The organism is Mesorhizobium sp. L103C105A0 (assembly GCF_000502215.1).
GTDB lineage: Bacteria > Pseudomonadota > Alphaproteobacteria > Rhizobiales > Rhizobiaceae > Mesorhizobium.
Genome location: NZ_AYXF01000002.1, coordinates 865,048 through 891,172 on the forward strand (window position 1 = coordinate 865,048; position 26,125 = coordinate 891,172).

Consider the following 26,125-nt stretch of genomic DNA (forward strand, 5'->3'; position numbering starts at 1 on the left):
GCAGGCCTCTGATGGGCCGCAGCGCCGAGCACCAGCGCATGGGAACCGTCGGCGCCGGCAAGCCGCAACTCGCTGACCGCCTGGGTTGCCGCAAGCGATCGAAAGCAGTCGCTATCCATGGAACATGGCGGATGTCCTGTTCTCATCGACCTTTTCTTGGCCCGCCAGCCGCGTCACCTGCCCGCGGCGTGCCGGCCTGCGTTCCTGCCGGAGAAGATGCAGCTGCCGAGAAATGTCCCTTCCAGCGCATTGTAGCCGTGATAGCCGCCGCCACCGCCGCCGGCCACCTCGCCTGCCGCATAGAGCCCGGCAATGGGTTCGCCATTGCCGTCGAGAACCTGCGAATTGAGATTGGTGTGCAGGCCGCCAAGCGTTTTGCGCGTCAGGATGTTGAGGCGCACCGCGATCAGCGGCCCGTGCCTGGGATCGAGTATCTTGTGCGGCTTGGTCACCCGGAAGATCTTGTCGCCAATGTAGTTGCGGGCGCCGCGGACGGCTGTGACCTGCGCATCCTTGGTATAGGCATGGTCGACCTCGCGATCGCGCGCCACGATCTGCGCCTTGAGCCGGTCGTAGTCGAGCAGATTGTCGCCTGACAGCGCGTTCATGCCGGCGACCAGGTCGGCCAGGTTGTCGCGGACGACGAAGTCCTCGCCCTTTTCCAGGAACGCTGCCACCGATGGTGGCGCCTTGCCGCCGCGCCGGTTCTTCAGCACGGCCCGCCAATCCTTGGCCGTAAAGTCTAGGTTTTGCTCCGAACCCGACAGCACGAACTCCTTCGAAGCGATCGTCTTGCTCAGCACGAACCAGGAATAATCGTGTCCCGTCGACAGGATACGCTTCAAGGTGCCGAGCGAATCGAAGCTCGGGAAGAACGGCGCCTCCATGCGTTGTCCCAGAGCATCGAACCATAGCGGCGACGGCGCCGACAGGATGCGGATGCCGTGGTTCGGCCAGATCGGATTCCAGTTCTTGATCCCCTCGACATAGTGCCACATGCGGTCGGCGTTGATGACGGCCCCGCCGGCGTCCTGGGTGATCGCCACCATGCGGCCGTCGACATGGTGCGGCACGCCGGCAACCATACGCTTCGGCGCTGGCCCCAGCCGCCCGACCGGCCAGACCTTGCGAACCAACTCATGATTGCCGCCGATGCCGCCCGAGGTGACGATCACGACACCGGCCGAAAGGTCGAAATCGCCGACGGCCGTGCGGCTCGACTGCTTGCCGCGCTCGACATCGGATGCCTCCAGGATTTCGCCCGCGACGCCGGTGACCGCGCCGTTGGTCTTGATCAGCCGGCTGACCTGATGACGGAATTTCAAAGTGATCAGCCCTTTGGCGACGTGCTCGCGCACGCGCCTTTCGAACGGCGCGACCACGCCCGGCCCAGTGCCCCATGTCAGGTGGAAGCGCGGCACTGAATTGCCGTGGCCATTGGCCAGCGCGCCGCCGCGCTCGGCCCAGCCGACCACCGGCCACCAGCGCATGCCCATGGCGTAGAGCCACGGCCGCATCTCGCCGGCGGCGAAATCGACATAGGCTTCCGCCACTTTCCTTGGCCAATGGTCCTCGGGCCGGTCGAACTGGGCAGAACCCAGCCAATCCTGCCAGGCGAGGTCGCGGCTGTCCTTGATGCGCAGGCGGCGCTGCTCGGGCGTGTTGACCAAAAACAGGCCGCCGAGCGACCAGAATGCCTGGCCGCCGAGAAAACCGCCACCCTCTTGCTCGACGATGATCACGCGCTTTCCGGCATCGCCGAGTTCCGCGGCTGCGGCCAGGCCGGCCAGCCCGCCGCCGACGATGATTGCATCCGTGTCAGCCATTGTCGTAACTCCTGTCCCGGCTTGTTGTTTTTGACATCGGATGCTCGTTGCTAGCCGCGCAGCGCGTTCCAGATGATGCGCGGCAGCTTCAGGAAGCTCGGCCGGTAGTTGAACTCGGTGATCAAGCGGCCGACCATGTGTGCCCTTTTGTGGGTCAGGAACCAGGCCGGCTTCGGCATGATGCGGAACGGCGCTTCGAGCACGCTGCGCTCCGGTCTGTCGAACAAATAGGTGTTGTGGACGACGCCGATGCCGCTCTGCACATCGTCGAGCGTGTGGCCAGGGAAAGCACCCCAGGTCGGGCGCAGCAGCGCGAACAGAACGCCGCTCCAGGAATTGATGCCGATGCCGCCATAGCGCAGTTCGGCAATGATTTCCTCGAAGCGCTGCCGGCCGATCTCGGCGATCGTCCTGGGATGGATGAGGATGTTGGCGGCAAGCGTGCCGTGCAGCTTTTCATTGGCGTAGGCGACAGCGGCGCGCAGATAGGATTCCGCATTGCCCGCCGGCAGCCGCATGACGCTGAGCGCCGGCGCGAACACCTCGGCATTTTCGAGATAGGCGTCCGTGCCCGGCCGGAACGGCACCACAACGCAGGCGGGCCCGCCAGGCCGCTCGAATTTTTGTGCCGTGTCGGCGTGCGCCTCGAAGGCGGCGAGGCGCTCGGTCGCGCCGGGATAATAGGCCGGGCGCGACGGGGCTTTCTGCATCACCTTTTCGAGTGCTGCCAAAAGCGCATCGGATTTGCCCCAGCCTTCGGGCAACACGAGCATTTGGCAGGCGATGCAGTTGAAACCGGAATTGTTGAGCTTTTGGGTAGCGATCAGTTCGGCGTGGTAGGTGATATCGGCATCCGACCACGGACCGGGCACCACGATGGTGGGTGCCACGCCGCCAAGCTCCGAGGTGATACGCCGGCTGTTGCGCGGCGTGCCCGCCGCCTTGTTCTTGCGGCCCTCCTCGCCAGGCCCCCAGACGATCGCGTCATGCGAGGCGGCGGCACCGGTGATGTGGATGTCGTCGACGAGATCGTGGTTGCACAGATACGCGCCGACATCGGCGCCACCGCGCACGATGCGCAGCGCTCCGAATTCGATCAGCGGCCGCAGCGCCGGCCGCAGGAAATCGATCAGATAGTCGTTGACCGGGTTCATCTTGAGCAGAACCACCTGGTGCTCGACCAAAAGCTTGTGCAGGCAGTCGAGCGGCGCGATCGAGGCGACATTGCCGGCGCCGAGCACGAGGCCGATCTTGCCCTTGCGGCTGGTGCGCGGCGCGTCATAGGCCGATGCGGTGTTTGCGGCGAGGTTCGCCTTGGTCACGCCGGGCTGCATCCAGATCTCGGCCTTCAGCCCGGTGAACAACACCTTGTCCCAGAGCGAATTCGGAACCACCGTTACCGCCACCTGTCCGCTAGGCAAGGTGCGGACCGGCAGTCTGTCGAGAAACTTCTTGCCCTCCATCAGGCTGAGCGTGTGGATGAACTGGTTGCAGCCATCCATCAGCGCCGCCGGGCCAGCCAGCCATTCTTCGCCTTCCAGCGGCGAGCCGGTCGGGATGCCCTTCTTGCGCGTCGCGGTTTTGACCCACGCCTCGGCGACCTCGCGGATGTGATCCTTGACCTGCCGCAGCAAGGCGATCCGCTCGCCATTCGAGGTCTGCGCCCAGTCGTCCTTCCTGGCGTCGAGATCGGTGAGGGCGAGGTCGAGTTCGGCTGCCCATTCAGGCTGCACGGGCTGAGTTTTGACTGCCTTGGCGACCATCCTATCCTCCTCCACTTCGGTCTCTTTGTTTGACGCAACTCCGGACGGAACCGCTTCACACTTTTCCTGGAATTGCTCTACGAAAACGGCAGTGCGGCCCATTGCTCGACGAATTTCCCGCCGGAATAGACCTGGATCGAACCGAACTGCTGTAGCACGAATTCGCTCTGGGTCGGACGCAGGAAGGCGTAGTCGTCAGGCCCGACATTGACGTTGTCGGGCAGCGCCATGAATTGCTGATTGGTCGAAAAGCCGAACGTCTTGTGGGTCTTCATCCCCACGGGATGGACGGGCTTCGCCATCCATTTTCCGCCATAGAGAAAACAGCCGCGCCGCGGCAACAGCCCGAGCTTCTGCAGCAGCCAGGAGCGCTGGTCGAGGCCCGGCACCTGGACATCGACCACCTTCATGATCGGCGTCGCGATGAATGCGGCAGGCCGCAATTGGCTGAGGCTCGGCACATCGAAATCGGTCGGCAGCATAAAAGCCGATCCGATGGACAATTCATTGGCGCCGACCCAGCTGTCATAGAGCAATGCGGTGCTGCTGCCGCCAAGATTGAGGATCTTGCGCTGGTCGGCGGCAAGGCAAGCGACATACTGGCGAAACAGGCTGATCGCCTTGACGCGCGCCTTGGCCGGTCCTCCCAGCAGTTTGGGGATATGGCCGATATGCGCCTCGTAGGCCATGACGCCTTCGCATTTCAGCCGCGGGTAATTCGCCAACGCGGAAACTGCCCGGGCCAGTGAGTCGGGATCGCTGATACCGCCGCGATGAAGGCCGACATCGACCTCGAAGCAGACGCGCAGCTCGCGGTCGAGCTCGGCGGCAAGCGAGCCATAGGCGGCCAGCCGCTCCTCGGTATCGATCAGCCAGACGATGCGCGACGTAGCTTCGCCGAGCCCGGCGAGAACGCCCTTCGTCAGCGCGTGCCTGGCGCCGGCAACCGGCATCGGCTTGCCCAACAGGAGATCGACTTGGGGAAACACTTTCAGCATCTCGGCGCTGATCGGCAGATGAAAGGTCATCAGCCTGTCGGTCGCAAACGCAGCGCGGATATGGTCGATCAGCGGCAGGCATGGCAGCGACTTGTCGACGAGGCGCAGATCGAGGCCCGTGGCGAACTTCGCCTTGATCGCAGCGATGTTGTGATCGAGCCGGTCGAGATCGAGCACCAGGCAAGGCTGAAAGATCCCGGCTGCCCTGAGCGCGCCCGACATTTCCGCGAAATAGGTGTCGGTCAAGCTCATGCCGCGACGCCGAGCAGCCTGGCAATATAGGGCGACACGAAGCGGTTGTCCGGGTCCATCTCGCGGCGGACCGCCATCGCATCGTTCCAGCGCGGATAGAGCGCGCTCAATTCCCTTGATGTCAGGCTGTGCATCTTGCCCCAATGCGGGCGGCCGCCGCGCTTCCTGAAGATCGGCTCGGCGGCGTTGAAGAACGCCATCGGATCGCGCTCGACGCCGTGATGGATGGCGATGGAACAGGTTGGGCGCTTGTAGAAGGGGCTGAGCCAGACATTGTCGGGCGCGACGACGCGCACCTCCATCGGAAAATAGACCTCTGGAAACCGCGTCTCGAGCAGCGCAATGATTTCGCTGAGTGCGGGCGCCCCTTCCTCGAACGGCAGGTGGTATTCCATCTCGTTGAACTTGACGTTGCGCTCGGAGGTGAAGACCTTCAGCCACTCCTCGACATAATCCTCGGCCGGCACCTTGGCGAAGGCCGAGCCGATGAGACGGCGGCGCAGCCAAGGGAGCCAGCTGAGATAGTCGCGCAGTTTTCTCAGCGTCGTCACCGCATCGTCGTCTTCCGTCGGCGGACGCACCGTCGCCGGCGCCTCGGTGATGTCGCTGGCAATCAGCAGCGCCTGGCCGGAAAACGGCACATAGTAGAACTCGGCCGAACGATGCGCCGTCATGGTGCTTTCGAATTGCGCAAGCACATCGGCAATCGGCGCCGTCCAGCGGCGGTGCCGCATCCGGTAACTCGCCACGTTGCGGATCGTCACTTCGGTGACGGCGCCGAAAGCGCCGAGCGAAGCGCCCATGGCTTCGATCATGTCGGGGCTCTTGGCACGGTCGAACTCTTTCACGGCGCCACGCCCGTCGACGATCTGCATCGCCTCGAGCTGGGTATGGTAAGCGCCGAGCGTGATGCCCGAGCCGTGGGTGGCGGTGCCCAGCGCCCCGCCGAACGCCTGCTTGTCGATGTCGCCCATGTTCGGCAGCGCCTGGCCGACGCCGTGCAACAGCTTTGCCAGCGCGCCGATCTTGGTGCCGGCGCCGACCCGTGCTGTCAGCCTTTCGGGATCGTGCGACCTCAGGCCCTCGAAGCGATCAAGCGACAGGATCGTCCCGTCATTCTTGACCAGAGGCGTGAAGGAATGGCCCGTGCCAGCGAATCGAACTGGTCCCGGCGCGTTGCGAATGGCACCACTCAGCTCATCGAGACTCTGCGGTTCGGCAAAAGCCTGCGGCGTGGCCGTGACATAGCCCGACCAATTGCTCCACTGGCTGATAGCCTCTCCCACGATCCCTCCCTGGGGCGCCGGCTTTGCCGGTCTTTCTCCTAGCGCTAGATAATATGATACATAGTCAGCTTTTCCGGATATGATACATTGTCAGCTTTCTGTCAACCTGGCAATCGGAGGTGTCTTGCGTCCGCGCCGGCCGCATTATCTACAGCGACGCACGCTGAGCCGGCGTCGGCATTGAACGCAAGTTCGTTGCCCCTTCAAGCCAGCCCAAACGTTTCCACGGCCCGCATGATGCCGCGCAATTCGGCCAAGCCCTTCAGGCGGCCGATCAGCGAGTAGCCGGGATTGATCCTTGTCTTGCCGATATCGTCGGCGAGCAGGTGGCCATGGTCCGGCCGCATCGGGATTTGCCAGTCGGCGCGGCCCTCCTTGCGGCGGCGCGCCTCCTCCTGCATCAGCGCCAGGATGACATGCGCCATGTCGGTGCCGCCTTCGAGATGCTCGGCCTCGTAGAACGAGCCGTCATCCTCGATGGTGATGTTGCGCAGATGGGCGAAGTGGATGCGGTCGGCGAATTCCTTGACCATGGCGACGATGTCGTTGTCGGCGCGCGTGCCGTAGGACCCGGTGCAGAACGTCAGCCCATTGGCCTGGCTGTCGACGGCATTGAGAATGAAACGCGCATCCTCGGCGGTCGAAACGACGCGCGGCAGGCCGTAGAGCGAAAACGGCGGATCGTCGGGGTGGATACACATGCGCACCCCCTCCTCTTCCGCCACCGGAATGATCTCGCGCAGGAACCACGCGAGGTTGCCGCGCAACTCCTTCGGCCCGATTCCGTCATAGTCCGCAAGCGCCTCGCGAAAACTGTCGCGGTCATACTTGCGCTCTGTAGCCGGCAGGCCGGCGATCAGATTGCGCTCGATCTGGTCGATCTTCTCGGGCGGCAATTCCTTCAGCCGCGCTTCCGCCTGCGCAATACGCGCCGGCGTGTAGCTGTCAGCTCCGTTCTTGCGCTTCAGCACGAACAGATCGTAGGCGGCGAAATCAACGGCATCAAAACGCAGGGCGTAGCCTGTCGTCGGCAGACGGTAGGCTAGATCGGTGCGGGTCCAGTCCACCACCGGCATGAAATTGTAGCAGATCGTGGCGATGCCGGCCTTGGCCAGCGCGCGGATCGAATCGCGGTAATAGCCGGCATAGCGCTCGCGTTCCTGCGCGCCGATCTTGAAGGAATTGTGGACCGGAATGCTCTCGACGACCGACCAGGTCAGTCCTGCTTCCTGGATAATGCGCTTGCGCTCCAGCACTTCGGCCTCAGGCCACGCCCGGCCGTCATAGATATGGTGGAGCGCCGAGACCACGCCGGTGGCGCCCGCCTGCTTGACATGATCGAGCGTCACCGGATCATCAGGCCCATACCAGCGCCAGCATTGTTCCATTTTCGGCTTTCCTTCTGCGAGAGGTTGGCAACTTATTGTTGGACCCCGATGGGAGTCGATAGAAAATGGAGGAGTTTTTAGAAATGATGGATTTCGACGGCAAGGTCGCCCTGGTGACGGGGACGACCGGCATTGGCCTGGCAACCGCCAGACGCCTTGCGGCCGGTGGCGCCGCAATCATCGCCTGCGGCATCGACCGCGCCGCCAATGCGGCGATGAAAGCGCAACTGGAAAGCGCTGGAGCAGCGGTGCTGGTCATCGACACCGACGTCTCCGTTTCCGACCAGGTGCGCGACGCGGTGGCGGCTGGCGTCGCAAGGTTCGGCGGCCTGGATGTCATCGTCAACTCAGCCGCCGTCCATCCCTATGGCACCGCGACGACGACCGACTGGGAAACCTGGAGCCGAACGATGACGGTCAATGTCGGCTCGATCTACCTGACCGCGCATTTCGGCATCCCCGAAATGATCAAGCGCGGTGGCGGCGCCATCGTCAACGTCGCCTCGGTGCAGGGTTTTGCCTGCCAGCAGAACGTCGCCGCCTATGCCACGACCAAAGGGGCCATCCACACGCTGACCCGCTCGCTGGCGCTCGACTATGCGGCATCAGGCATCCGGGTGAATTCGGTCAGCCCGGGCTCGATCCGCACGCCGATCCTGGAGAAGGCCGCGCGCGGCGACGGCGGCAGCGATGCCGATGTCGAAGAGGCCTACAAGCGCTTCGGCGCGGCGCATCCGCTCGGCCGCATCGGCGAACCGGAGGAAGTGGCGGAACTCATCGCCTTCCTTTGCTCGTCGAAGGCCGGCTTCTGCACCGGCGCGGACTACAGGATTGATGGCGGACTGACCGCCGGCATCGGCGTCAGATAGAGCACTGATCGTGCTCTGCACGCTTGCCGGCGATCTCGAGCGCTATGTACCGCCTCTATAGCTTCCACGTCCGCCTGGCATTGCCCGAAAGCAGCTTCGCCCGTTCGTCGGGACTGGCTCCCGCGATCAGCGCATGCGTCGCTGTCACCCAGGTCGCAAGGCCACCGCCAAGCGTGCACACCGGCCAGTCGCTGCCCCACACGACGCGGTCCCAGCCGAAGCAGCCGATCGTGTGTTCGACATAGGGGCGCAAGGTCTCGACGGTCCATGAGCCGGCATCGGCATAGGCGACGACGCCGGAGATCTTGCCGATGACATTGGGACGCCGCGCGATCTCGGTCATATGCTCGCGCCACGGATGCTCGTTGCTGCCCTTGATGTCGGGCACACCGCAATGGTCGAGCACGAACTGTACGTCCGGCGCGAGATCGGCAAGCGCAATCGCTAGCGGAATCTGATGCGGCAGCACGACGAGGTCGAAGGTCAGGCCGGTGCCGGCAAGCCGCTTGATGTTTTCGCGAAACAGCGCGCTGTCCGAAAGCTCGTCCGGCATGACGTGCAGCACGCGACGGAACCCCTTGACGAAGGGATCGGCCTGCTGGCGCTCGAGATAGGCGGCGAAACCGGCCTCCTCCGGGCGGCAGGAGGCGATCGCCCCGCGCAAGAGACTGCCCTTCTCCAGCGACTGCGCCTTCACATGGCTGGTCTCGGCCTGGATGTCGGCTTCATCGACGTCGACCTCCATATGCAGCGCGGCCTCGATGCCGGCCCGGCGGGCCTGGATCGCATATTCTGCGTGCGGGAAATCGCGGTTGAGCGCCGGCTCGCGGCTGAGCCAGGGATAGCGCAGCGCCGACAGGTCGATCAGGTGCAGATGAGTGTCGATGATCATGGCTGTCCTCCTCGGTGATTTCAGATCATCGCCAAATGCCTAAACCCAGCGCATGACACAAGCTTTGGCTCAGGCCCGCTTCGGGATCTCTTTGTCCTCGAGCAGCAGCGTCAGCCCCATGGCGACGAAATAGAGCGCCGCCACCCAGATGAACATCACGTTGAAGCCACTGGAGTAATGGTCGAGCACCACTTCGCGGATCGCGCCCGGCAGGCTCGATGCGAGGTGCGGCGTCAACCCGTTCAGGCCACCCGGCAGCCGGGCGGCGGCGTCTGCAGGAAGCTCGGCTGTCTGCCGGTTCAGCGCCCAGATCATCACCGCGCCGTTCAGCGCCAGACCCAGCGATGCTCCGAGCGTCCGCGCCTGGGTGATCAGCGACGTCACCGCGCCGATATCCTGCAGCGGTGCCGCCGCCTGGATCGCCACGATCAGCACCTGGAACTGCAGGCCCATGCTGATGCCGAACACAGCCATCATCGTTGCCAGCACCCAGATCGGCGTGTGCTGGTTGGTGAGGACAAAGCCCAGCATCAGAAACCCGCCAATACCCATGGCGACCACCGGCATCCATTTGTAGCGTCCGGTTGCGGCAATTACCCGCCCGGCGACGATCGAGATGACCATCGATGTCAGCGACGCCGGCAGGAACAGGAAGCCGACTTCGGCCGGGCTGAGACCCGTCAGCGTCTGCATGTAGAGGGCGAAATAGAAGAACATGCCCAGCGTCACCGTTCCGGCGACCAGCGACACGCCCGAGACGATGCTGACCGTCGAATTGCCGAACAGCCGCAACGGCACGATCGGCTCTTCGGCCCGGCGCTCCACCATGATGAACAAGGTGATGGCGACCAGCGCGAGGAGTGGCAATACGAAGGTGAGCAGGTCCGGCCCGCTGGGGTCGAGCACATGATAGCCCCAATAGACGATCGCCGTCGTGCCGGTGGCGAGCAGCACGCCGCCGAGATAGTCGATGCGGTGCCGCTTTTCGTTGAACCGGCTGCGCATGGCGAAGGCCAGCACCGCCAGCACGATGATGCCTATCGGCAGATTGACCAGGAACACCCAGCGCCAGCCGAACAGGCTGGTGATGTAGCCGCCGGCCAGCGGGCCGAGCACTGATGACAGCGCGAACACCGCCGAACTGTAGCCCTGATATTTCGCGCGGTCGCGCGGCGAAAACAGTTCGCCGATCATGGCGAAGGCCGAGACCATCAGGCCGCCGCCGCCGATGCCTTGCAGCACGCGCGCGGCGATGAGGCTCTCCATCGACCATGCCATGCCGCAGACCAGCGAGCCCAGCAGGAACAGGCCGATCGCCGTCAGCACGACATTCTTGCGGCCATACATGTCGCCGAGCTTGCCGTAGAATGGCGAGACCGCGGCGGTCGAGAGCAGGTAGGCGGCACCGACCCAGCCGAACAAATGCAGATTGCCGAGTTCGCCGGCAATGGTGGGCAAGGCGGTGACGACGATCTGCATGTCGATGGTTGCCATGAACATGGCGATCAGCGCGCCGAAATAGACGATCAAGGTCGTAAGGTCGGGCCTGACTTGGGCCTCAACGGGCCGCGCGTCCGGCAGCGTCTGCTCGACAGTCATCGGTGTCTCCGTAGCTTGGGGCGCGATTTATGTGCCCACAGCCGAGAGGTGTCAACCAGATATGTGCGCTCAGCATATAATTGACATCAGCATATATTCTTGCTAACGCGCTATGGATGAGCAGCAACGCATCCAGCAGTCCGGACCGATTTCCATCCCTGTTCCAGACGCGCGGCGATCGGGACCTCGCCGGTCTGGCGCGCGGCAGCGGCCTGTCCGAACCGGCGGCCGAGGCCGTGGCCGCCATCGATGCGGTAATGAGCAAGGTGCGCCGCTCGATCCAGCGCCGCGACTTCGGCCGCATGATCCTGGCGCGCGTAGACCCTTCGCTGGAAGTGAGCCATCTCGATGCGATCAGCGCCATCGCGAACAATCCGGTTTTCAGCGCTACCCAGCAGGATGAGGTGACGGTTGGCGTCATCGCCGAGCGCCTCGAGATCGATCCGTCGCGCGCCAGCCGCATCGCGGCCGACCTCGTCGAACGCGGCTATGCCTGCCGTGTCGCATCGCAACGCGATGCCCGCCGCATCTGCCTCAAACTCACCGCCAAGGGTGAGCGCCTCGTGGCGGCGGTGCGCCAGACCAAATGGCGGATTTTCGCCGGATCGCTGGCACAGTGGGATGAGCAGGACCTAGTAAGGTTCGCCACCTTGCTGGAACGCTTCGCCGGTTGGGCCATGGACGAAGCCGGGATGAAAAGATCCGCCGAGGCCGTCAAGCAGTTGATGGACGAGATGCTGCCCGAAACGAAATAGGCGGCACGGCGTGGACGCTCACCCATGTGTGCGAGCCGTTCGATAGCCCTTGACGCTCAGGTCGCCTCGGATCGTTATCGGTCGAAGAAACCGGCGTCCTCTTCCGACAGGTATTTCTTCGCCGCTTTGGCATCGATGTCGAGGCCGAGTCCCGGAGCTTCGAGCAGGTCGACCATACTGTCCCTGACGATCTGCCCCTTGGGCAGGCCGATGACGATGTCCTCCCACCACGGGTCGGAGGCGCTGGGATATTCGAAGGCGATGTAGTTGGCCGGCAGCGTGGCGCAGACATTGATCAGCGCGCCGAGGCCCAGCAGACCGTTCGCCGTGCCGTGCGGCGCCATCATGATCGAGTGCATATAGGCATGCTCGGCCACCCATTTGAGCTCGGCGATACCGCCTATATCGGCAGGATCCGGGCCGATGACGCGCACCGCCTGTGTTTCGATCAGTTCCTTGAAATTATGGCGCAGATAAATCTGTTCGCCCGTATGGATCGGGGTGGACGTCGATGTCGTGAGTTCGCGGTAGGCCTGCGGATTGACCCACGGCACGTAGTCGCCGGTCAGCATATCCTCCAGCCACATCAGATTGTATTTTTCGACGGCCCGCGCGAAGCGGATGGCGTCGGGCAGGAACCAGCCGGGGCCGCAATCCAGCGCCAGCGAGACCTTGTCGCCGAGCACATCCTTCATGGCGATGACGCATTCGATCATATGCGCCATGCCGCGCTCGCTGATCTGCCCCTGGTCCATCGCGCCGTGATAGGTCGGCGGCTGACGCACGCCGTAGTGGAAGTCGGGGACGCTGGTCTTCATGTTGGAATGAAAGCTGATGCCTTGCTTGACCATGAAGAAGTTTTCCGGCCGCTCCATCATCCATTTGACGTCGGCCGCGTAATCCTCCGGCCTGTCGCCGGTGCGCTTCTTGCGGATGGAACCGTTATAGACCCGCACCTTGTCGCGCACCTTGCCGCCGAGCAGCTTGTAGACCGGAACGCCTGCCGCCTTGCCGGCGATGTCCCACAGAGCATGCTCGATAGCGCTGACGGCGGCGCCATAGGGCTTGAACGAGCCGCGCTGGCGGATTTTCAACATCACGCGTTCGACATCGGTCGGGTCCTCGCCGATCAGCGCGTCGCGGAAATGCAGCACCCAAGGCTTGAGATAAGGCTTGGTGTACTCAACCTCGCCGAGGCCATGGAGGCCTTCGTCGGTGACGATGCGCACGATGGGATGCTTGCCGATGACGGCGCACCTGAGATCGGTGATCTTCATGATGTCCTCTATTTCACCGACGAGAAGGCGGTTGGCGCGAGAAACTGGCTGGAAATATTGGCCAGGATCGGGCCATCGCGCTCGGACTCGTCGCGGGCCTCGAGCCATGCCCGATCGGTGGTGAAGGCCTTCCATTTCACTTCGCGCTCGGCAAGGGATTCCCAGGCGATGAAATAGGTCAGTCGATTGCTGCTTTCGCCGACCACCGTGGTGAAGAACCCGGCCTGGCGGATGCCGTGCTTGTCCCACAGCGCCAAGGTATGGTCGTTGAAACGCTTGAGCAGCGCCGGCAGCTGGCCCGGCACGCAGTCGTAAATGCGAAGTTCGTAGATCATGGTCCATCCTTCTGTTTACCTCTCCCTCCGAGGAGAGAAGTGTAGAGTCAGCTCCAGGTGCGGTCCCAGGAATATTCGTCGTCCCAGTGATCGGTCGGTTGCCAGATGCCGGTGACGCCGGGCTGCAGGTGCTGGCTGATCACTTCGTCGACGATGTCGTCGATGCCCAGACCAGGCTTGTCGGGCACGGTGATGAAGCCGTCCTTGACCAGCGGCTTGGGCAGGCCGGTGACGATATCGTCCCACCAGTCGACTTCGACGCTGTGATATTCGAGCGCCATGAAGTTTTCCGTGGCTACAGCGACATGCGCGGCGGCCATTGCCGCGATCGGGCTTTCCGCCATGTGAATGGCCATGGCGACGCCATGCTCCTGCGCTGCGTCGCCGATCTTCTTGGTCTCGAGAATGCCGCCGGTGGTCAGCAGATCCGGATGGATGACCGAGATGCCGGCGTTGAGCAGCGGCTGGAATGCTTCCTTGAGGTAGATGTCTTCACCGGTGCAGATCGGCACGGAGGTCGCCTGCTGCAACTGCCGATACTGCTCGGTGTACTGCCAGGGGATCACGTCCTCGAGCCAGGCCGGTGCATACTTCTCGATCCGCCGGGCCAGACGGATGCCGTCCTGCAGCGAGATGTGGCCGACATGGTCGATGGCGAGCGGGACCTCGTAGCCGATCACCTCGCGGACCTCGTGAATATATTGATCGAGCAGGTCGAGGCCCTTTTCGGTGAAATGGAGGCTGGTGAAGGGATGCGGCACGTTCTGCGCATCATAGGCGGCGTTGCGCGCCCGGCGCTCGTCCAGCGTGCGTGCCGGACCGCGCGCGGCATGGCTGCGGAAACCGTCGAGCACGCCGGCCGGCGCCACCACTGCGCCCGATATGTGCGCGATCTGCGCCAGACCGAGATCCATCTTGAGGAAGGTGAAGCCAAGATCCATCCGCGCCTTGAGCCGCTTGCCGGTCTCGGTGCCGCTGGGCTTGTCCGCGTCGGTGTCGCAATAGACCCGCACCTTGTCGCGGAACCGTCCGCCAAGCATCTGGTAGACCGGCACGCCGTAGGCCTTGCCAGCGAGATCCCACAGCGCGATCTCGACTGCCGAGACACCACCACCTTGCCGTCCATGGCCGCCAAATTGCTTGATGCGGCGGAACAGCCGGTCGACGTCGCAAGGGTTCTCGCCTAGCAACCGGCTCTTCAACATCAGCGCATAGGTCGCGCTGGCGCCGTCGCGCACTTCGCCCAGGCCGACAATGCCTTGATTGGTGTAGATCTTGATCAGCGCCGAGGTGAACGGCGCGCCGACGATCTCGGCGACCCGCAGGTCGGTGATGCGCAGGTCGCTCGGCCTGGAGTTCGTATTTACCCGATTGAGCGCCTCGCCGGCGCTACCCGTCTTTGCCATGGCTTATCCTCGTTCTGATGGTGGCGCCCCGCACCCCCGGCCTGCATAAGCGTTGCTAGCCAAGCTCTATCTCGTGGGCCTGCAGGTAGTCTCGGTTCATCTCGACGCCCAGACCCGGCTTCGACGCCAGCTTGAGGCTGCCGTTCGAAACATCGAGTGGCTCGTCGATGAGGTGGTTGTATTTATCGAGATTCCACTCCGACGTTTCGAGCTTGTAGAAGTTGGGAACCGTCATCATCACCTGCGCTCCCGCAACCACATTGATCGGTCCCGCGGCGTCATGGGGCGAGACCGGGATGTAGTAGGCTTCGCACAGGGCGGAAATCTTCTTCAGTTCGGTAATGCCTCCGGTCCAGGTAACGTCCGGCATGATGTAGTCCGCAAGCCTGTTCTCGAGCACCGGCACGAAATCCCATTTGGTGTGGCCGCGCTCGCCCCACGAGATGGCGGCACTGACCTTCTCACGCACTTGCTTGAGAGCATTGAGGCTTTCTGGCGGGCATGGCTCCTCGAACCAGTCGATCTGGCCGGCTTCCTCGAGGCTTCGGCAGAGGCGAATGGCGGTGGGGACGTCGAAGCGGCCATGCGCGTCGATGAGAATGTCGACATCGGGCCCCGCCGTTTCACGGATCAAAGCCGTTAGTTCGGCAGCCTCGCGCTCGTCCTTGCGGGTCATGCTGCCATCGAGGTAGCCGTCCCGCTGTTCGCGCGCCAAGCCATCGGCGATGCGGCCCTGGTGGGGGAAAGGATCGAACTTCAGCCCGGTGTGTCCGGATTCGACGATGTCTCGAATTTCGCGGACCACAGCCTCCTTGCTGGTAAACTTGGCCTGGTTGGGGTGGGTATAGAGCGCGATTTCATCGCGTACCGGACCGCCCAGCAGCTCGTAGATCGGCTTGCCTAGAACTTTGCCGCGAATGTCCCAGAGCGCTATGTCGATAGCGCTCACGCATTCGACTGCGGCGCCGCGGCTGCCCATATAGGTGAAGCTGCGGAAAATCTTGTGCCAGAGATGCTCGATGCGCGCCGGATCCTCACCTGTGACGGCAACACCGATCTGCCGCAGGATCGTGCACAGCGCGCGGTTGGCGAGCCTTGTGGTGGTGGTGATTTCCCCCCAGCCACTGACCCCTTCGTCGGTCGTCACCTCGACGAACAGGAACTCTCCCCAATAGGAAGCATCGGACTTGATCAGCCACGGCCGAACGCTCGTGATTTTCATCTCTCAACTACCTCTGTCTGATGGCCGGACCAATGATTTTCTGGGCTGGAAGTTCTATCCGGCCCGAGCGGCGTTGCGCGCACGCATCTGTTCGAGAACGTGCCGGCCGGAACCCTCGACATGGCGGGCAATGAGTTCGGCCGCCTCGTCGGCATTTCCCGCTTTGATATGCGCGATGAGCTCGCGGTGTTCACGCATGATGGCGGCCCGCCGCGCGAGCGTGAAATTGAAACGCCGGCTCACCGCCCGCAGCACTTCGCGATGCTTCCACCAAAGCTCGGCGGCATGGCGGTTGTAGTGGCGCTGGTACATTACGGTGTGGAAGGCGGTATCAAGTTCACTGTGCCGCAATGTGTCGGTGAAGTTGTTCTCTTCGATCAGAGCCTGGATGCGTTCGAGTTCGGCGATGTCCTCGCCGGTCGCCATGTTCACGAACCATCGCGTCAGGGCCGGCTCGATCAGGACGCCGATCTCGTAGATATCCCGGACAAAATCCTGGTCTATGGGCCGGACGCGCGCGCCACGGTTGGCGACAAAGGTGACGAAGCCCTCCCCTCGCAACAGCTGCAGCGCCTCGCGTACGGGGTTGGTCGAGGTGCCGTGACGCCGGGCGAGATCGGTAACCACAAGTCGTTCGTTGGCGGCGAGCCGTCCCTCGATGATGTCTTCCCGGATCAGCTCATAAAGCGAGGCGCCCTCGCTGGACGCCGCGATGGGATCAATCCCCGCGGGTGGCTCTGCTTTGAAATCACTTGTTTCGGCCAAAGCCGGCTCCCCCGATTAGTACATCACATGCTCGATATCATACACGCGTTTTGCAAACAATGTACGATCGGGTGCGTTGACAGGCAATCCACGATCTGAAAACGTACCAGATGATCGAAGGGATACATTGAGCAGAAGGACACATCCCGCACGGTCGAACGAGCCCTTGGCGCACGGCGGCATGGGAGAATCTGGGAGGATACTATGACGAGGATTACACTCGGCGGTGCCGTCCTGCGCGGCACAATCGCCACTGCTTTGATGGCGTCGCTCATGTCGGGATCGGCGCTGGGTTCGCCGCCAGTCGATTTGAGCAAGTGGTCGCCGGAATATGTGCGCTCCATCGCCGGCACACAGGATTTCGACACGGCCGCCGATTGCGGCAAGGTCACTCCGCTCGACTACAAGGGGCGACTGACGTTCTGGTATCAGGGCGTGTTCGAGGGCGACCCCGACCTGCTGCGTCAGTACTACAAGGATTTCTTCGAGACCTTCCGCAAGACCTATCCGAACATCCAGCTCGAGGATCAGGCCCTCACCTACAACGACCTTCTCGACAAGTTCCGCACGGCGCTGCTGGGCAATGCCGCGCCGATGGCGGTCCGCCTGCAAATCCTGGGCGGAACCGAGTTCGCCTCGAAGGGTTATCTGCAGCCGCTCAAGCCGGAAGATGTGGGCTATCCCACAGAGGATTTCTGGCCCGGCGCCATGAAGGCGGTAACCTGGGATGGCGTGACCTACGGCATTCCCACCAACAATGAGACGATGGCGTTCATCTGGAACGCCGACATTTTCAAGCGTGCGGGCCTCGATCCGGACAAGGCTCCAGCGACCTGGGACGACGTCGTCAAATATTCCAAGCAGATCCATGACAAGCTCGGCATTGCCGGCTACGGCCTCGTGGCGCGCAAGAACGCCGGCAACACGCCGTACCGCTTCATGCCGCAACTATGGGCCTATGGCGGCGGTGTCTTCGACGAAGCCTCCGCGAACCCGACCTATAAGGAGGTCGAGCTCAATAGCCCGCAGAGCAAGGCGGCGTTGCAAGCCTCCTACGACATGTATGTTCGCGACAAGTCGGTTCCGGTCTCGGCCCTCACCAACCAGCAGGCCGATAACCAGCCCCTGTTCGTCGCCGGCCAACTCGGCATGATGGTCTCGCACCCGTCCGACTATAACGTCATGCTCGACCTGCAGAAGAAGGCAACGGGCGCCGACAAGGACAAGGCGCAGACCGTCATCGACAACATGCGCTATGGCCTGATTCCGACCGGCCCCGACGGCAAGCGCGCCGTCGTGTTTGGCGGCTCGAACATTCACATCCTGAAGCCCGAATATGTCGAGGGCGGCAAGGTGGACGAGCCGGCTGCAAAGGCCATCATCTGCATGTGGACGAGCCCTGAATGGTCGCTGAAGATGGCGTATGCCGGCTCGAACCCGGGCAACCTCAACGGCTTCAAGACCAAATGGATGAAGGAACGTCTGGACAACATCAAGTTCCTCGATGTCACGACCTCGATGTTGCCATACGGCATCCCGTTCCCGGCGCTGCCGCAGTCGCCCGAGATCATGAATATCATCGTCCCGGACATGCTGCAGAACGCCCTGACCGGAGCGATGACCGTCGACCAGGCAGCGGACGACGCGGCCGAGAAGGTGAAGAACCTGATGGACGGACTCTAGTCCGGGCCTGACCTGCGATCCGACCGGCTGTGCCGATAGTGCGTGCAGCCGGTTTGCTCCGAAGAACAAGGGCACGCCATCGTGACGATCGTGACCGGCAAGGCCGAGGCTCGCCAAAGATTGCAACCCGGTAGCTCCGGGGCGCTGCGGAATACCTGGGAGCACCGTGCCGACTACGCATACGTGCTTCCAGCGATCGCCGTGATGCTCATCGTCATCGCCTATCCGATCTACTACACGGTCGAGCTGTCGTTCTTTAAAACGCCGCCTGGCCTGCAGCTCCGCGACAAGACCTTCATCGGATTGGACAACTACACGGCCATCCTCACCAGTCAGGTGTTCTGGAAAGTCACCTTGAACACCCTGATCTGGACGATCGCATCCACCTTCGTTGCCTTTGCCTTGGGATTTGCCGCTGCGCTGGCCCTCCACCGCGAGTTTATCGGCCGGGGTGTCCTGCGCGCTATCCTGATCATTCCCTGGGTCATCAGCGCGGTTGCCGCCTCCTATATCTGGAAGTGGATTTACCATTCGGACTTCGGCATCATCGGCGCGGTGCTGGTCGGCCTCGGATTGGCTGACCGGCCGCCGAACTTCATCGACAACGTCAGCACGGTGCTGCCCTCCTTGATCGTCGTCAACATCTGGCGCGAGTTTCCGTTTGCCATGATCATGATGATGGCCGGTTTGCAGACGGTCCCCGACCAGTTGCTGCGCGCCGCGGAAGTCGACGGGGCCAATGCATGGCAGCGTTTCTGGCACGTCACCTTCCCGCATCTGCGCAACGTCTCTACGGTGACAATTCTGCTGCTAGCAGTGGCCAATTTCAATTCCTTCATCATCCCGTGGATCATGACCGGTGGCGGGCCGTCGAACGCTTCGCACATCTGGATCACCCACATTTATGAGCTCGCCTTCGGCCGGCAGCGATGGGGCGTCGCATCGGCCTATTCGGTGCTCCTGTTCCTCATGCTGATGGTGCTGGGCTACTTCTACGTTCGTGCGCTGGCCGGCAACGAGCGCAAGGAGGGCGGCGCATGAGCACGATTGTCGAGACAGTCCCTCAACGTCCGGCCCGGCGCCGCATGCGCATCGACGGATGGCGTTGGGCCGGGCGCATCTTCCTCGTGTTCATGCTGCTTTACACCGCGTTGCCGATGATCTGGATGCTGATCACCTCGATCAAGTCCGGCTTCGCGGCGATGCAGTTCCCGCCGCAATGGTGGCCGGAAGAGCCTACCCTGGCCAGCTACCAAAAGCTGCTGGATCCGCAAAACAGCGTCGGCCAGGACTTCCTGCGTTTTTTCTGGAACAGCCTCTACGTGTCCACGGTCACCACAATCCTTTCGGTGATCGTGGCCGTTCCTGCGGCGTACGCGTTTTCGCGCTTTCGTTTCCCCGGTCGAAACTTCCTGTTCTTCACCGTGCTTTTGCGCAACATGTTCCCGGCGGTGATCTTTCTCGTGCCGCTCTTCATCCTGATGCGCGCGATCGGGCTGGTGAACACGCATGGCTCGCTCATTCTCACCTATCTCACCTTCGGCCTGCCGCTGGCGATCTGGCTGCTCAAGGGCTTTTACGACAACATTCCGGTGCAGCTCGAGCAGGCGGCGCGGATCGATGGGGCGACCCGGTTCCAGGCCTTCATCCTGATCGTGATGCCTCTCTCGACGCCCGGAATCATCGCCACAGCTATCTATTCCTTCATTGGCGCCTGGAACGAGTACATCTATGCCTACACCTTCCTTTCCAAGAACGAGCAGTTGACCCTGCCGGTCGGCATACAGCGTTTCTTCTCGGAGAATACGACGGACTTTCCGGGCCTGATGGCGGCCAGCTTCATGATGAGCGTGCCCGTCGTGGTGCTGTTCCTCCTCCTGCAACGATACTTCGTACGCGCCCTTACAGAAGGCGCGGTCAAACACTAGAGCCGGATGATTTCAGGTCTGTTCGACCTCAAATCTGAATCCGCCTCTAAATCAAAGAGATAGAGCATGATGTCGTCCGAAAACCGCTTCACACTTTTCGGCATCATGCCGTAGGGAGTTGCCGATGGCCCACGTGGTCCTGAGAGATCTCGTCAAGACCTATGGCGGCTTCAAAGCTGTCAACGACGTTTCGCTGACGGTCAATGACGGCGAGTTCGTTGCGCTCGTCGGCCCTTCGGGCTGCGGCAAGACAACCACGCTCAATCTTGTCGCGGGATTGATCCCGGTCACATCGGGCGACATCGTCATCGGCGACCGCGTGGTCAACGACCTCGACCCCAAGGACCGGGACATCGCGATGGTGTTCCAGAACTACGCGCTCTACCCGCAGAAATCGGTCTACAAGAACCTGGCGTTCCCGCTGCAGATGCGCAAGCTGCCCAGGGACGAGATCGACAGGAAGGTCAAGGAAGCGGCGCGCGTGCTCGACATGACGCACCTGCTCGAGCGCAAGCCGCGCGAACTTTCAGGCGGGCAGCAGCAACGTGTCGCCTTGGGGCGCGCCCTCGTCCGCGACCCTGCCGTTTTCCTCATGGACGAGCCGCTCTCCAACCTCGACGCCAAACTGCGCGTCCAGATGCGCTCGGAGATCAAGCGCTTCCACCAGGACCTCAAGGCGACCATCATCTATGTCACGCACGACCAGCTCGAAGCCGTGACCATGGCCGACAAGATGGCGGTGATGAACGGCGGCTACCTGTTGCAATACGATTCTCCGGCGCAGGTCTTTGCCCATCCGGTGAACATGTTCGTCGCCAGCTTCATCGGCAGCCCGGCGATGAGCCTTGTTCCACTGGAGGCATCGACAGCAAACGGCAACACTGCGTTGACCGGCGCGGAGGGCTGGAGCCTTGAGCTCTCGCCGCTCAACGCCCGGAAGGTTGCGGGGGCAACGTCGAGGAAAGTCGTGCTCGGCGCACGTCACTCGACCATCAGGCTGCACAAGAGCGCGGTGCCAGGCAGCGTCCCGGCCAAGGCCTATACAGTGGAGCCGACCGGAGACGTCACCTTTGTGCAGGCGTTGCTGTCAGGCGCCATCGTCAACATCAGCGTGTCCCCCAACATCGCGGTCGCACCTGACGAGCAGATCTGGCTCGAGTTCGACCAGGAGCGGCTGCATCTGTTCGATGGCGAAACTGAACTGGCCCTCAAGGCCGGCTGAGACAAGACGGGGTTCATTGGGAACGTTGGGGATGGCTGAAAAGCTCAAGATCACCGCGATCAAACCCTATCCTGTGTGGGTTGGAACGCGCAATCAGATGCTCGTCAAGATCGAGACCGACCAAGGCGTCTTCGGCTGGGGCGAGAGCGGCTTGAGCGGGCGCGAAAAGGCCGTTGCCGGCGCGGTCGAGCATTATCGCGAGTTTCTCATCGGCCGCGACCCGATGCAGATCGGGCGGATCTGGCAGGAGACATATCGCAGCCAGTACTTCGAAGGCGGGCGCGTTCTGCAGGCGGCGATTTCCGCCATCGACGTCGCCCTGCACGACATCAAGGGCAAGGCGCTGGGGGTGCCTGTCTACGAACTGCTGGGCGGCAAGCAGCGCGACCGCATCCCCACCTTCGCCTCGACCGGAGACGAGGCCGAGGGCGACGTCGCCATCGAACGAGCCCGGGAGCTGCGCGCACGGGGGTGGCAGGCGATCCGCTTCTTCCCCGCAGGGCAAAGCAGCAGGGACATCTTCGAACCCCGCGAGTCGATCGGCGCTACCGCGAGCATGCTGAACAAGGCGCGCGAGGCGCTTGGCGACGACGTCGTTCTCGGCATCGACTATCATCATCGGCTGTCGGTGGCAGAGGCGGCGAGCTTCTGCAACAAACTCGGCCGCGGCGTGCTGGATTTCCTCGAGGAGCCGATACGAGACGAGACACCTGAAGCCTACGAATCCCTGCGCAGGATGACCGACATTCCCTTTGCCATCGGCGAGGAATTTGCCAGCAAGTGGCAGTTCCTGCCCTACATCGAGCGCGGCATCCATCAGTTCAACCGTCTCGATGTCTGCAATGTCGGCGGGCTCACCGAGGCGATGAAAGTCGCCGGCTGGAGCGAGGCGCACTATGTCGACCTGATGCCGCACAATCCGCTTGGTCCGGTGTGCACGGCCGCGACCCTGCATCTCGCCGCCGCCGTACCCAACTTCGCGTGGCTCGAGACCAGGGAACCCGAGACGAAGCTGGGCTTCGACAATTCCGACTTCTTCCCCGTGCAGCCACGGCTCGACGGTCCCGACTATCCGGTCAGCGACCTGCCGGGCCTCGGCGTCGAGGTCAACGAAGCGGCGGTCCAGGCGGAGGCTTTTCGTTTCTGGGAAGCGCCTCACCTCAGGCGCCGCGACGGGTCTGTTACGAACTGGTAGTCCCCTTTTATCCGGAGTCCACAATGACGCATACCCCTGACATCACGCGACCGCCCAAAGACCTCATTGACGCCCTGAGGGAAATCGGCGCCGCGACGGTTGCCGGCACGCTAGGCCACATGGGTTTCCGCAATCCGCACATGGTCGGTCCGGTGGCGCAGAACCATGGGAAGTCGATCGTCGGGCCGGCGCTGACGCTGCAGTTCCTGCCGCAGCGGCCGGACCTCTTCAGCGAGGGAGAATACGCCGACCCGGAAACGCAACTGCACCGGCACGTGCTCTACCACGCGCAGGAAGGCGATGTGGTCGTCGTCGACGCGCGCGGTGACATGAGCTCGGGCGTCTTCGGCGATATGATGTCGACCTACTTCAAGGGCAGAGGCGGCGCGGGCATCGTCATCGATGGATGCATGCGCGACCGGCCGAATGTCGAAAAGCTCGATCTGCCGCTATGGCTGCGCGGCTGGACGCCCAACTACCATGTGCAAACCAGCATCTATCCGAACGCCGTCAACGTTCCGATCGCCTGCGGCGGTGTCACAGTGATCCCTGGCGACATTATCATCGCAGACGACGACGGGGTGGTAGTGCTTCCCGTCGCAATGGCCGCAAAGGTGATCGAAGAATCCCGGAAGCATCACGATTGGGAAGAGTTCTCGCGAGAGAAGCTGATGCAGGGCGCACCGCTGCAGCGCTACTATCCGCTGCATGACGATGCCCGCGGCGAATATGAGGAGTGGCGCAAGGCCAACCGCCCGGCGGATTGACGCAGGCATTCAAGACGATCCATATGTGCGGTGAAATTCGATGTGCCCCCCGGCAGACTACTGGGGGGCCGTCTCAGCCGGGACCGCGCCGCCGACGAACGTCCCGATCAAGAAAGGCGCTTTCGTCTGGCGAGGCGGCGGCTCCGACACGGAAGGCGAACGACGTGACCCGCGTCGCATTGATGTCGATACCGCACCGAAAGCTCAGATGGTACCATGTCGTTGCCGTACGGAAAGCGGTGTCTGGGGCGTCAAGAACATTGCCGGCCTTGAGCGGAATGCTTGGGATCAGTTGGGGAGAATAAGAGGCGTCGTTCAACTCTTGCTCAAGAACGCTGGCGCAAAGTCTGGCGGCCCGTTGATCGCGAGGCACGTCGGCCATCGAGTTCGTTGCGAACACATCACCGGTAGCGCCTTGCGAAAAGAGTTTGCGAACGCCCGGAAGGCCCGAATATGGCCGCGGTGTAGCCGAGGCCACGTCGATGGAGTTTGGCTCTTCGGTGATTCCGCGTCCTGACTTCGTAGCCTTTGCGGGGCGGCGTTTCGGCACGTTTTCGGGTCTGGTCCGAGGCGCCTGAGCCGACGCGGGAAGCTCGATCTCACCGTCGTCCCCATGGGCAGCCAAAGGCATTGCGGCCGCGGATGCCTCTTTGTCAGCGGGTGGGGTCGCAGCCTCCTGTTTGTCCGCTTCCGGCTTCTCATTAATCTTGGCTGACTCTGCCGGCTCTCCGGCGTCTGGCGCTGAGGCGGGTTTACTCTCCGCATTCTTTGGCGCGACAGCCGACTGTGGCTCGTTATCCTTGGGCGGCGATGGCGCATTGTCTTGAGCGCTGCCTCCATCCAAGGATTTTTTGGGGCCAGTGTCTTTGTCGCCGAACTGAAAAACAGGCCTCAGGACCTCGATTGGCGGCAGCTTTTCCGGTGCCTGCTTTTCAACCTTCTGCTCCGAAGGATTTCCGGGTGGCGGTGGCGGCGGCGCGGGAGCGGGTTTCGGTTTTGGCTGTTCGGGCGGCGGCACGAGCGCGACGTTCACCGCTTGCTCCTCCTGCGGCTGCTGGGCAGGAACGGGCAGGCCATAGACCAGGAACGCGGTGATGAGCGCATGCAGGACCAGCGATGCGGGCAAGGCCCACAGCAAAGTCCGCCGCCGCTCGGATGTCTCGGTCTTCATCCCTCACGATGTGGAGCGAAACTGCGGCGGCATCAAGCGTGGCAACCGTATTGGCGCATTCAGCCGCAGCTCAGCAGTGAGGAGACGACGCCTGATTGCTTCTCGCCGCCGGCTCCATTCTCTGCATGCCCGCCACCAATCTCAGCGACGCAGGCTGGCGTCGCGGGCACGCTCGCGGAGCTCTTCGCGAGAAAGGCCCGCATCCGCCAATATGCTGTCTGGAAGCCGCCTCAAGTTCGCAAGCGTCTGGCGATAGGCAAGCCAGCGGGCGAAACGGTGTCGAAGTTCATGCAACATGATCGTCTCCTTGGCGAGCGGGATACCCACGCTCTTGGTCGAAAACGCAAAGCAATCGCGCAAAGCGTATGCACGATCGAACGGATTGGGCTGACTTCCTGGCCACCGAGGCGTGCCTGTCATTTTCCTGCCAGGGCAGGATTATCCAACGCCTCCAATGGCTGCATACTTGCGCATGATGTCCGCTTCGCGCTACAGCCACGGTCGCAAGGAGTTTTTCATTTCTGCAAAATGGATATTGGCTGGGACGATCTGAGGTTGTTTCTCGACGTTGCGCGGCTGGGTGGCCTGAGCGCGGCGACGGCAACCACGCGCCTCAGCGCAGCCACACTCGGACGACGCGTCACCGCGCTCGAAAAGCAGATCGGCGAAGCGCTGTTCGTACGTCAGCAGACCGGCTACCGACTAACCCCGGTCGGTGAAGAACTGCTGCGGCGCGCCGAAGACGTCGAAGCAGCAATGCAGTCGCTAACCCGCTGGCGCGAGGGAAACCTGCCCGACCGCATTGTCCGCGTCTCGGCCGGGCCATGGACCTCGGCCTTCGTTTCGGCCCATATCGGCGAAATCTGGACCGTCGATGACGGCATCAGGGTGGAACTCGTCACCACCACCGACCGGGTCGACATCGGTCGCCGCGCCGCCGATATCGGCATCCGCAGCGAGCGCCCGACCGAACAGTGGCTGGCCGGCCGTCAGAGCGGCAAGGTCGCGTATGCCATCTATTCCGGACGCCACCTGATCAACGGCATCGCCGCCGGGTTGTTCGTCGGCGTCACCGGCGAAGGGGCAAACATTGCCTCGGCGCGCTGGCTGCAAGCCCATCACGGCGACCGCATCGCCGTGCGCGGCAACAACACCCATTCAGTGCGCGAATTGGTGGCCGCAGGCGCCGGCCTTTCGATCTTTCCGTGCTTCGTCGGTGACAGCGATCCGCGGCTGGTTCGCGTCGCTCAGCCTATCCCCGAACTCGAAACCGACCAGTGGATCGTCACCCATCATGAGGAACGCCACTCCCCGCCAGTACGAAAGATTGCCGACCGGATTGCCGCTCTGATGCGGGCCCATCAGCCGTTGTTTCGCGGCAAGATGCCGATCCGCTAAGCGTCAGGCGTCGATCGGCCGCCAGATTCTCAAGGTTCTCGCGCGTGAGGCGGGCGCGTGAAGCTTGAAGGGGTTGGATCCCGGATTGTGGATTTTCGCTGGCCAGAAGCCGAGCGAATTCCGGAACA

General features: G+C 62.7%; 22 protein-coding genes. 9 read left to right on the forward strand and 13 right to left on the reverse strand.

Annotated elements, in window-relative coordinates; genetic code table 11:
* Positions 1-173 precede the first annotated feature (173 nt).
* The 5 genes from X727_RS155730 to uxuA form a co-directional block, all read right to left on the reverse strand.
* Positions 174-1,826: an FAD-binding dehydrogenase gene (locus X727_RS155730; protein ID WP_023826422.1), complete on the reverse strand. Its 1,653-nt coding sequence runs from the start codon at positions 1,824-1,826 to the stop codon at positions 174-176.
* Positions 1,827-1,876: 50 nt separating this feature from the next.
* On the reverse strand, positions 1,877-3,589 hold the full coding sequence (locus tag X727_RS155725) for an aldehyde dehydrogenase family protein (RefSeq protein WP_023826421.1): 1,713 nt from the start codon (positions 3,587-3,589) through the stop codon (positions 1,877-1,879).
* A gap of 77 nt (positions 3,590-3,666) precedes the next feature.
* On the reverse strand, positions 3,667-4,839 hold the full coding sequence (locus X727_RS155720; protein ID WP_031204067.1) for an alanine racemase: 1,173 nt from the start codon (positions 4,837-4,839) through the stop codon (positions 3,667-3,669).
* On the reverse strand, positions 4,836-6,125 hold the full coding sequence (locus X727_RS155715; RefSeq protein ID WP_023815861.1) for a D-arabinono-1,4-lactone oxidase: 1,290 nt from the start codon (positions 6,123-6,125) through the stop codon (positions 4,836-4,838). The genes X727_RS155720 and X727_RS155715 overlap by 4 nt, the downstream gene beginning before the upstream one ends.
* Before the next feature lie 203 nt (positions 6,126-6,328).
* The gene (gene uxuA, locus X727_RS155710; protein ID WP_023744517.1) at positions 6,329-7,513 is read right to left on the reverse strand and encodes a mannonate dehydratase; all 1,185 of its coding nucleotides are present in this window, start codon (positions 7,511-7,513) and stop codon (positions 6,329-6,331) included.
* 83 nt (positions 7,514-7,596) lie between these two features.
* Here uxuA and X727_RS155705 point away from each other — a divergent pair, with 83 nt between their 5' ends.
* Positions 7,597-8,382 (forward strand): glucose 1-dehydrogenase, encoded by a 786-nt coding sequence (locus X727_RS155705; RefSeq protein ID WP_023833963.1) that lies wholly within the window; start codon positions 7,597-7,599, stop codon positions 8,380-8,382.
* A 55-nt stretch (positions 8,383-8,437) separates the two neighbouring features.
* On the opposite strand, the gene X727_RS155700 is transcribed toward X727_RS155705, so the two are convergent.
* The gene (locus X727_RS155700; RefSeq protein ID WP_023744515.1) at positions 8,438-9,274 is read right to left on the reverse strand and encodes an amidohydrolase; all 837 of its coding nucleotides are present in this window, start codon (positions 9,272-9,274) and stop codon (positions 8,438-8,440) included.
* A 69-nt stretch (positions 9,275-9,343) separates the two neighbouring features.
* Positions 9,344-10,873 (reverse strand): MDR family MFS transporter, encoded by a 1,530-nt coding sequence (locus tag X727_RS155695; RefSeq protein WP_031204068.1) that lies wholly within the window; start codon positions 10,871-10,873, stop codon positions 9,344-9,346.
* 116 nt (positions 10,874-10,989) lie between these two features.
* On the opposite strand from X727_RS155695, the gene X727_RS01000000164500 reads away from it, so the two are divergent.
* Entirely contained in the window at positions 10,990-11,628 is a 639-nt protein-coding gene (locus X727_RS01000000164500; RefSeq protein WP_023744514.1) for a MarR family winged helix-turn-helix transcriptional regulator, read from the forward strand.
* A gap of 74 nt (positions 11,629-11,702) precedes the next feature.
* Here the strand turns inward: X727_RS01000000164500 and X727_RS155690 are convergent, their stop codons facing one another.
* Genes X727_RS155690 through X727_RS155670 form a run of 5 tightly spaced genes read right to left on the reverse strand, consistent with a single transcriptional unit; the run spans position 11,703 to position 16,633 of the window.
* Positions 11,703-12,905 (reverse strand): mandelate racemase/muconate lactonizing enzyme family protein, encoded by a 1,203-nt coding sequence (locus tag X727_RS155690; protein WP_023833965.1) that lies wholly within the window; start codon positions 12,903-12,905, stop codon positions 11,703-11,705.
* An 8-nt stretch (positions 12,906-12,913) separates the two neighbouring features.
* Positions 12,914-13,240 carry an NIPSNAP family protein gene (locus X727_RS155685; RefSeq protein WP_023702115.1) on the reverse strand — a complete coding sequence of 109 codons (327 nt, stop codon included), beginning with the start codon at positions 13,238-13,240 and terminating at the stop codon, positions 12,914-12,916.
* A 47-nt stretch (positions 13,241-13,287) separates the two neighbouring features.
* On the reverse strand, positions 13,288-14,646 hold the full coding sequence (locus X727_RS155680; protein WP_023833966.1) for a mandelate racemase/muconate lactonizing enzyme family protein: 1,359 nt from the start codon (positions 14,644-14,646) through the stop codon (positions 13,288-13,290).
* Between the two features lie 55 nt (positions 14,647-14,701).
* Positions 14,702-15,868, reverse strand: coding sequence for a mandelate racemase/muconate lactonizing enzyme family protein (locus X727_RS155675; protein ID WP_023681194.1), 1,167 nt, complete (start codon positions 15,866-15,868; stop codon positions 14,702-14,704).
* A gap of 54 nt (positions 15,869-15,922) precedes the next feature.
* Complete coding sequence (locus X727_RS155670; RefSeq protein ID WP_023833967.1) at positions 15,923-16,633, reverse strand: GntR family transcriptional regulator; 711 nt, start codon at positions 16,631-16,633, stop codon at positions 15,923-15,925.
* 204 nt (positions 16,634-16,837) lie between these two features.
* On the opposite strand from X727_RS155670, the gene X727_RS155665 reads away from it, so the two are divergent.
* The 6 genes from X727_RS155665 to X727_RS155640 all read left to right on the forward strand — a co-directional run bounded on the left by X727_RS155665 (position 16,838) and on the right by X727_RS155640 (position 23,428).
* Entirely contained in the window at positions 16,838-18,316 is a 1,479-nt protein-coding gene (locus X727_RS155665) for a sugar ABC transporter substrate-binding protein (RefSeq protein WP_031204070.1), read from the forward strand.
* An 81-nt stretch (positions 18,317-18,397) separates the two neighbouring features.
* On the forward strand, positions 18,398-19,357 hold the full coding sequence (locus tag X727_RS155660; RefSeq protein WP_023729477.1) for a sugar ABC transporter permease: 960 nt from the start codon (positions 18,398-18,400) through the stop codon (positions 19,355-19,357).
* Positions 19,354-20,244: a carbohydrate ABC transporter permease gene (locus X727_RS155655; protein ID WP_023729478.1), complete on the forward strand. Its 891-nt coding sequence runs from the start codon at positions 19,354-19,356 to the stop codon at positions 20,242-20,244. The genes X727_RS155660 and X727_RS155655 overlap by 4 nt, the downstream gene beginning before the upstream one ends.
* Positions 20,245-20,368: 124 nt before the next feature.
* Complete coding sequence (locus X727_RS155650) at positions 20,369-21,466, forward strand: ABC transporter ATP-binding protein (RefSeq protein WP_023729480.1); 1,098 nt, start codon at positions 20,369-20,371, stop codon at positions 21,464-21,466.
* A gap of 31 nt (positions 21,467-21,497) precedes the next feature.
* Positions 21,498-22,661, forward strand: a complete 1,164-nt coding sequence (locus X727_RS155645; RefSeq protein WP_023729481.1) for a mandelate racemase/muconate lactonizing enzyme family protein — start codon at positions 21,498-21,500, stop codon at positions 22,659-22,661.
* A 23-nt stretch (positions 22,662-22,684) separates the two neighbouring features.
* Positions 22,685-23,428, forward strand: a complete 744-nt coding sequence (locus X727_RS155640; RefSeq protein WP_023833968.1) for a ribonuclease activity regulator RraA — start codon at positions 22,685-22,687, stop codon at positions 23,426-23,428.
* Between the two features lie 73 nt (positions 23,429-23,501).
* Here X727_RS155640 and X727_RS155635 read toward each other — a convergent pair whose 3' ends face one another.
* Positions 23,502-24,554 (reverse strand): DUF930 domain-containing protein, encoded by a 1,053-nt coding sequence (locus tag X727_RS155635; protein ID WP_348524522.1) that lies wholly within the window; start codon positions 24,552-24,554, stop codon positions 23,502-23,504.
* Between X727_RS155635 and X727_RS1000000168920 the strand changes: the two genes are divergently transcribed.
* Complete coding sequence (locus X727_RS1000000168920; RefSeq protein WP_245274133.1) at positions 24,531-25,997, forward strand: LysR family transcriptional regulator; 1,467 nt, start codon at positions 24,531-24,533, stop codon at positions 25,995-25,997. The genes X727_RS155635 and X727_RS1000000168920 overlap by 24 nt on opposite strands.
* Positions 25,998-26,125 lie beyond the last annotated feature (128 nt).

Bases quoted from the DNA above. Each gene is read 5' to 3' on its own strand.
- X727_RS155730 (WP_023826422.1), bottom strand. From the start codon at position 1,826: ATGGCTGACACGGATGCAATCATCGTCGGCGGCGGGCTGGCCGGCCTG.
- X727_RS155725 (WP_023826421.1), bottom strand. From the start codon at position 3,589: ATGGTCGCCAAGGCAGTCAAAACTCAGCCCGTGCAGCCTGAATGGGCA.
- X727_RS155720 (WP_031204067.1), bottom strand. From the start codon at position 4,839: ATGAGCTTGACCGACACCTATTTCGCGGAAATGTCGGGCGCGCTCAGG.
- uxuA (WP_023744517.1), bottom strand. From the start codon at position 7,513: ATGGAACAATGCTGGCGCTGGTATGGGCCTGATGATCCGGTGACGCTC.
- X727_RS155705 (WP_023833963.1), top strand. From the start codon at position 7,597: ATGATGGATTTCGACGGCAAGGTCGCCCTGGTGACGGGGACGACCGGC.
- X727_RS155700 (WP_023744515.1), bottom strand. From the start codon at position 9,274: ATGATCATCGACACTCATCTGCACCTGATCGACCTGTCGGCGCTGCGC.
- X727_RS155695 (WP_031204068.1), bottom strand. From the start codon at position 10,873: ATGACTGTCGAGCAGACGCTGCCGGACGCGCGGCCCGTTGAGGCCCAA.
- X727_RS01000000164500 (WP_023744514.1), top strand. From the start codon at position 10,990: ATGAGCAGCAACGCATCCAGCAGTCCGGACCGATTTCCATCCCTGTTC.
- X727_RS155690 (WP_023833965.1), bottom strand. From the start codon at position 12,905: ATGAAGATCACCGATCTCAGGTGCGCCGTCATCGGCAAGCATCCCATC.
- X727_RS155685 (WP_023702115.1), bottom strand. From the start codon at position 13,240: ATGATCTACGAACTTCGCATTTACGACTGCGTGCCGGGCCAGCTGCCG.
- X727_RS155680 (WP_023833966.1), bottom strand. From the start codon at position 14,646: ATGGCAAAGACGGGTAGCGCCGGCGAGGCGCTCAATCGGGTAAATACG.
- X727_RS155675 (WP_023681194.1), bottom strand. From the start codon at position 15,868: ATGAAAATCACGAGCGTTCGGCCGTGGCTGATCAAGTCCGATGCTTCC.
- X727_RS155665 (WP_031204070.1), top strand. From the start codon at position 16,838: ATGACGAGGATTACACTCGGCGGTGCCGTCCTGCGCGGCACAATCGCC.
- X727_RS155655 (WP_023729478.1), top strand. From the start codon at position 19,354: ATGAGCACGATTGTCGAGACAGTCCCTCAACGTCCGGCCCGGCGCCGC.
- X727_RS155650 (WP_023729480.1), top strand. From the start codon at position 20,369: ATGGCCCACGTGGTCCTGAGAGATCTCGTCAAGACCTATGGCGGCTTC.
- X727_RS155645 (WP_023729481.1), top strand. From the start codon at position 21,498: ATGGCTGAAAAGCTCAAGATCACCGCGATCAAACCCTATCCTGTGTGG.
- X727_RS155640 (WP_023833968.1), top strand. From the start codon at position 22,685: ATGACGCATACCCCTGACATCACGCGACCGCCCAAAGACCTCATTGAC.
- X727_RS1000000168920 (WP_245274133.1), top strand. From the start codon at position 24,531: ATGCAGGACCAGCGATGCGGGCAAGGCCCACAGCAAAGTCCGCCGCCG.